This window comes from Mangrovicoccus algicola (assembly GCF_014903745.1).
In the GTDB taxonomy this organism is placed as follows: Bacteria; Pseudomonadota; Alphaproteobacteria; order Rhodobacterales; family Rhodobacteraceae; genus Mangrovicoccus; species Mangrovicoccus algicola.
In genome coordinates, this window is record NZ_JACVXA010000117.1 from 1 (window position 1) to 5,010 (window position 5,010).

Consider the following 5,010-nt stretch of genomic DNA (forward strand, 5'->3'; position numbering starts at 1 on the left):
GTCCGGCGCGCTCTGCGCCGCCTGCCGCGCGGCGCGGCTGCGCTCTGCCAGGCCCGGATGCGAGCGCAGGATGGCGGGCCGCCCCTCCGCCGCGGGTTCCTGCGCGGCAAGACGGTCGAAGAACGCCGCCAGCGCGGCGGGGGAAATCCCGGCCGCCCTCAGCCGGCGGAGCGCGAACTCGTCGGCCGCGGCCTCGGCGGCACGGGAATGGCGCGCATCCATCACCGATGCCGCGGCCGCGGCCACCGCGCCCGCGCCGATGACATCGCCCACCGCCAGCCCCAGCACCGCCGCCGTCCCGGCCGAGCGCAGGGCCAGCCGCGCGGGATCGCGATGCGCCAGGTGGCCGATCTCATGCGCCAGCACGGCCGCGACCTCTTCGGGGGTCTCGGCCGCATCGATCAGCCCGGAGAGCACGACCAGCTGTCCGCCGGGCGCGGCGAAGGCATTTGCCTGCGGCGACGCCAGCACCGAGACGACCGGCGGATGCGGCAGGGTCGCCCCCGCGGTCAGGCGTTCGGTCAGCACCTGCAGCACCGCCCGGCCCGCCCGCGCATCGCACCACCGGCTCCCGGCAGGTTCCGGCGAGAACAGCAGCGCCGCCTGGTCCCGGATCGCCACCCCCAGCCGCGCCTCGGCGGCGGGCGGCAGCCGCTCGGCCAGGCGGTTCGCCAGCAGCGGGATCGCCCCCCACAGCAGCAGCGCCAGCAGCGCCGCCGCGCCCCCGGCCCAGATCAGGATGCGCCGCGTGCCCGAGGGATCGCGCACCCGCGCGCCCAGGCGCGGGCAGGTCGCCAGCGCCCAGCGGATCGCCGCCGGATCCTCCAGCACCAGCCGGGGATCGGCGCCGGGCAGGCGCAGGATCAGCCGGTCGGCGCCGGCATTGTCGCGCAGCGCCCGGATCCCGGGCAGGGGCCAGCGGATCACCTCGCGCCCCTCGTCGATGCGGATCACCAGGTCGCCGTCTCCGGCGTCAAGCCGGGCCTCGAACCGGCCGGCATGTTCGCCGTCCAGGTAGAAGCCCTGCGCCGCCATCAGATCGCGCCGCCCAGGTCCAGCGCATCGGCCAGCCCGTCCGCCTCGGCCGGGCCGCCCCGCGCGCGCTGGCGGATCGAGGTCAGGCGACCGGGCGTCTCGACCCAGCTGGCCTCGACCAGATGCGCCAGAACCGGCTGCACCACCAGCGCCAGCCGCAGCGGCCGGAACAGGACCAGCAGCGCCACCGCCGCGAGCGCCGTCCCCAGCAGGGGCAGCGCGGCGAGATCAGCCGCGGCACCCTCCCCCAGCGCATAGGCCTGCAGCGCCACCGCAAGCGCGACCGCGGGAATGTAGATGACCCCGATGCAGACCCAGCCCGCGACCCAGCGCCAGCCCAGCCTCCCCTCCGAGGGCATCGTGCCGATCCGGATGTCCCCGCCCAGCCGCTTGTGCCGGGTCAGGATCGCGAAGGACCGAATGCGCCAGCAAATCACCCCGCGCAGCGCCATCGCGGCGATCCCGGCCAGCATCAGCAGCGACAGCCCGCCCCCGGCGAAAACCGCCAGCGCCCCGGCGATCACGGCAAAGCCGATCGCCTCGAAGATCGGGACCATCGCGCGGTACAGCATCGTCCACTCGCCGCCCTGGGTGAAGCGCGCATCGCCGAACCAGCTGCGGTTGGTGCGGTATTCCTCCAGCTTGAAGGTCATCAGCGGCAGCAGCGCCCCCAGCGTCGCGCCGGTGAGCAGCCAGTAGCCGCAGGCCCGCCAGGCATAGCCCCAGCCGCCCTTGTCCATGCCGAAACGGATGCCGCGCCAGGACGTGCGCGAGAGCATGTAGCGCCGCGCGCGATACTCGGCATAGAAATAGAGCGGGCTCAGCAGCAGCAGGGAATTCTGCAGGAGCGGCGCGAGGATCATCCCGCCCTGCCCGTCCGGCACGAAGAGGCTCAGCCCCAGGAACAGGGCGACCATGGCCAGCCCGCCGAGGCAGAGCGCGAGGATCACGAAGGCGACGAGGAAGCCCAGGAATTTCTCGCGCCCGGTGCCGGTATATTCCAGCGGCTCGCCCCCCGGCGCGATCGAGGACCAGATCCGCCGCCGGATCCGCGTCCGCGCCCAGAACCGGTAGACCCCCAGGGTCAGGACCGTCAGGAGCGAGGTCCAGAGCGCCAGCCGGAACAGCGCCGGGGCGCCGCCGCGATAGGCCCCGGCCAGCGCATCGGCGGGCCTGCCGCCCGGCCCGTGCCCCGTCCCGGGCCCGTCATCCTGCCCGGGCGCGCCCGCCGCGATCTCCGTCATGAGATGTCTTTCCCCCTTGCCCGCCGCCTTCCTTCCTAGCGGCGGGGGCGCGGCCGCGCAAAGAGCCCCCCGGAGGCCCGCCCCCGGGGCGATGCGCAAAGGTCACGCCGCCCTCCCGTCCTGCGGGCCGGGCTATCGCGGGAACTTGTTGTCGCGCGGGAAACCGCGCGGCGCCATCCGCCCGGAGGTCGCCCGCCGCCCGATCCATTCGGCCAGCTCGGCCTCGGTCACGGTGCGGGTCTTGCCGTCGCCGAAGGGCCAGCTGAGACCCTGCGACAGGGTGAAGGTCGCGGCATCCGACAGGCCGCCATCCTTGTAGGACTGCATGCGGATCCCCTTGCCGCGCGCCATCACCGGCAGTTCGGCGACCGGGAAGACCAGCATCTTGCGGTTCTCGCCGATCACTGCGACATGATCGCCCTCGACCGGGCGGCACAGCGCCATGCGCCCCGGGGCGCGGACGTTCAGCACCTGCTTGCCGGCCTTCTGGGAGGCGACGATGTCATCCTCCAGGACCACGAACCCGTCGCCCAGCGTCGAGGCGATCAGGCGTTTCTGCCCCGGCACATGCGGAAACAGCATCACCAGCTCGGATTCATTGGGCATGTCGATCATCAGCCGCAGCGGCTCGCCGCCGCCGCGCCCGCCGGGCAGGGCGCTGGCGCTGATCGTGTAGGCGCGGCCGGTATTGTCGATCAGCAGCAGCCGGTCGGTGGTATGGGCATGGAACAGGAACCGCCCCTCGTCGCCATCCTTGTACTTCACCGGCTGGCTCAGATCGGCATGGCCCTTCATCGCGCGGATCCAGCCCATGCGCGAACAGATGACGGTGATCGGCTCGCGCTCGATCATGTCCTCCAGGCTGATCTCGGCGACCTCCACCGCCTCGGAGAAGCCGGTGCGGCGTTCGCCGAACACGGTATGGCGGCCGAACTGCTTGCGCACGGCGCGCAGCTCCTCGGCGATCCGCTTCCACTGCAGGTCCTCGGAGGCCAGCAGCGCGACAAGGTCCTTCTGCTCCTCGATCAGGCTGTCGCGCTCGCGGCGCAGCTCCATCTCCTCCAGCCGGCGCAGGCTGCGCAGGCGCATGTTCAGGATCGCCTCGGCCTGCACGTCGGTCAGGGTGAACTCGGCGATCATCACCGGCTTGGGCTCGTCCTCGGTGCGGATGATCTCGATCACCCGGTCAAGGTTGAGGAAGGCGATGATATAGCCCTCCAGCACCTCCAGCCGGTGGGCGATCTTGTCCAGCCGGTGCTGCGTCCGACGCTGCAGCACCTCGCGGCGGTGATCGAGGAAGGCGCGCAGCACCTCCCTGAGGCTGCACACTTTCGGCGTGCGCCCGTCGATCAGCACGTTCATGTTCAGCGAGAACCGCACCTCCAGGTCCGACAGGCGGAACAGGGTGCCCATCAGGACCTCCGGCTCCACCGTGCGCGCCCGCGGCTCCAGGACGATGCGGATATCCTCGGCGCTCTCGTCGCGCACATCGCTGAGGATCGGAACCTTCTTCGACTGGATCAGGTCGGCCAGCTTCTCGATCAGCTTGGACTTCTGCACCTGGTAGGGGATTTCCGTGACCACGACCTGCCACTGGCCGCGGCCCAGATCCTCGACCTCCCAGCGCGCCCGCAGCCGGAAGCTGCCGCGCCCGGTGCGATAGCTTTCCACGATCGAGGCGCGCGGCTCCACCAGCACCCCGCCGGTGGGAAAGTCCGGCCCCGGGATGTGGTCGATCAGCGTCTCGTCATGGGCATTGGGCGACTTGATCAGATGCAGGCAGGCCGAGATCAGCTCGTCGATGTTATGCGGCGGAATGTTCGTGGCCATCCCCACCGCGATCCCCGAGGACCCGTTGGCCAGCAGGTTCGGGAAGGCGGCCGGCAGAACCACCGGCTCCTGCAGCGTCCCGTCGTAATTGTCGCGGAAATCGACCGCGTTCTCGTCCAGCCCGGCCAGCAGCGCCTCCGCGGCCGCGGTCATGCGCGCCTCGGTGTAGCGGCTGGCTGCCGGGTTGTCTCCGTCGATATTGCCGAAATTGCCCTGCCCGTCGACCAGCGGGTAGCGGACGTTGAAATCCTGCGCCAGCCGCGCCAGCGCATCATAGATCGCCGCGTCGCCATGCGGATGGTAGTTGCCCATCACGTCGCCCGAAATTTTGGCAGACTTGCGGAAGCCGCCGGCGGAACTCAGCCGAAGCTCGCGCATTGCATACAGGATACGGCGATGCACCGGCTTCAGCCCGTCACGGGCATCCGGGAGCGCGCGGTGCATGATGGTCGAGAGCGCATACTGCAGATATCGCTCGCCAATGGCGCGCCGCAGCGGTTCGGAACTGTCGTGGGGCATGGTCGTGTCGGACATGAACCTGTGGTACTCAAGCCTGCGTCAGCGGTAAAGTGGCTTCTCGGCGGTAGAATCAGTGCCGTTCACGCGGAAGTCATCTATCCTGACCCCAGATATCGGAGAAGGATTAATGGCACTTCGGCTCACGGCGATCCTCTTGCTGGTCATCTACGTCACCATGCAGTTCGGCGGCCGCGACATCGCGCGCAGCCCCTTCGCCGAAGAAGAAGGCCGCGACCCCTCCTCCGTCATGCTTGCCGTCGCGCCGCTGGAGACGCCGCAGCAGCCCGCCGCGGCACGGGCCTCCGCACCGGCGGCCATTCCCGCCGTTGCCCGGGCTGCCGCCGCGGAGCCCCGCCCCGCCGCCGTCACGCCCGCCGCAGCC

Annotated in this window: 4 protein-coding genes; 1 reads left to right on the forward strand and 3 read right to left on the reverse strand. The window is 70.9% G+C overall.

What is annotated here, in order from left to right:
• The 3 genes from ICN82_RS20755 to parC form a co-directional block, all read right to left on the reverse strand.
• Window positions 1-1,035 (reverse strand): M48 family metallopeptidase (locus tag ICN82_RS20755; protein WP_193187162.1); only part of this gene is annotated, 1,035 nt, incomplete at its 3' end.
• Window positions 1,035-2,279, reverse strand: a complete 1,245-nt coding sequence (locus ICN82_RS20760) for a DUF898 family protein (protein WP_193187165.1) — start codon at window positions 2,277-2,279, stop codon at window positions 1,035-1,037. The genes ICN82_RS20760 and ICN82_RS20755, both read right to left, overlap by 1 nt.
• A gap of 132 nt (window positions 2,280-2,411) precedes the next feature.
• Window positions 2,412-4,643: a DNA topoisomerase IV subunit A gene (gene parC / locus ICN82_RS20765; RefSeq protein WP_193187168.1), complete on the reverse strand. Its 2,232-nt coding sequence runs from the start codon at window positions 4,641-4,643 to the stop codon at window positions 2,412-2,414.
• Between the two features lie 112 nt (window positions 4,644-4,755).
• Between parC and ICN82_RS20770 the strand changes: the two genes are divergently transcribed.
• Window positions 4,756-5,010 (forward strand): hypothetical protein (locus ICN82_RS20770; RefSeq protein WP_226898652.1); only part of this gene is annotated, 255 nt, incomplete at its 3' end.

Bases quoted from the DNA above. Each gene is read 5' to 3' on its own strand.
- parC (WP_193187168.1), bottom strand. From the start codon at position 4,643: ATGTCCGACACGACCATGCCCCACGACAGTTCCGAACCGCTGCGGCGC.
- ICN82_RS20760 (WP_193187165.1), bottom strand. From the start codon at position 2,279: ATGACGGAGATCGCGGCGGGCGCGCCCGGGCAGGATGACGGGCCCGGG.